Source organism: Paraburkholderia sp. RL17-347-BIC-D (assembly GCF_046027915.1).
In the GTDB taxonomy this organism is placed as follows: Bacteria; Pseudomonadota; Gammaproteobacteria; order Burkholderiales; family Burkholderiaceae; genus Paraburkholderia.
The window spans coordinates 1-924 of sequence record NZ_JARESS010000197.1 but is presented as its reverse complement, the minus strand read 5'-3'; the positions used below and the strand labels follow the sequence as shown (position 1 = coordinate 924).

The 924-nt window shown below is 56.4% G+C and carries 1 protein-coding gene; it reads right to left on the bottom strand.

Annotated elements, in window-relative coordinates; translation table 11 throughout:
• Nucleotides 1-152: 152 nt before the first annotated feature.
• Nucleotides 153-842 (bottom strand): SDR family NAD(P)-dependent oxidoreductase, encoded by a 690-nt coding sequence (locus P0D96_RS48125; protein WP_408321381.1) that lies wholly within the window; start codon nucleotides 840-842, stop codon nucleotides 153-155.
• Nucleotides 843-924 lie beyond the last annotated feature (82 nt).

The following is a 924-nucleotide window of genomic DNA, read 5'->3' as shown; positions in this document are numbered from 1 at the left end:
CCATTGAGGACGAACACATGGTGTCTTCGATCTTGACCGGGAGTCGCCTCGCACATTAGCCCGCCTGTTTTGCGTAGACGGCGCGGCTCATCGGTCGACGTGCGATGATTGCGCCAATCGACCGCGGAAGATTTTCGCGCCTTCTGTCGTTCTCACCACGGCAGGATTTCACCATGACGGTCAGTAAATCGAAGTCCCGGCACACCCACGTTGCGCTCGACCATATCGACCACGAGCGGGATGCTCTCCGAAATCCCCAATGTTGCCTCTGATCCGCCCATTTCAGTACGGACCCAGCCTGGAGCGACAAGGAGAAGTGCGCGCGAGTCGTCCGGATGGCGTGTCGAGAACGCCTTCATCAACATGTTCAGCGCTGCCTTGCTCGAACTGTACAGCTCCCAGAACCCGAAACTGTTTGTAATGCTGCCGATCTCGGACGACATCGCGGCCATCACGCCGTTCTCTTCGACAATGTCACGAAATACCTCGATGACACGCATTGGACTAAGCGTGTTCGTCAACATCATGTCGAGGAAGTCCTTCTCATCCACCTCGACTGATGTCAATTCATTTGCTCTGGCGATACCGGCGTTCACGAAGAGCGTATTGAACTTGCGCCCCTCAAGCCGCGTACGTAGAGCCTTCACCGAGGCCAGGTCCACGATATCCACCGCCTCGAGTTCAAGCGATTCCGGATAGCGCTCGCGCAGGCTCTCAAGTCCAGCGGACTTGCCCCGCGTTGTCGCTATTACATGCCAGCCCCGCCCGCAGTATTCCTCTGCAAGCGCAAGACCGAGGCCACGAGAGGCACCTACGACAAGAACGTTCTGCCTAACTGTCATTCCAATTCTCCTGCCTTTAAATAGGCGTCAGATACGGAAACGGGTTGTGATATCCGTGTTTCCTCATTCGGCACCATCGCAG

Coding starts and splice junctions, on each gene's coding strand:
- P0D96_RS48125 (WP_408321381.1), bottom strand. CDS start 842: ATGACAGTTAGGCAGAACGTTCTTGTCGTAGGTGCCTCTCGTGGCCTC.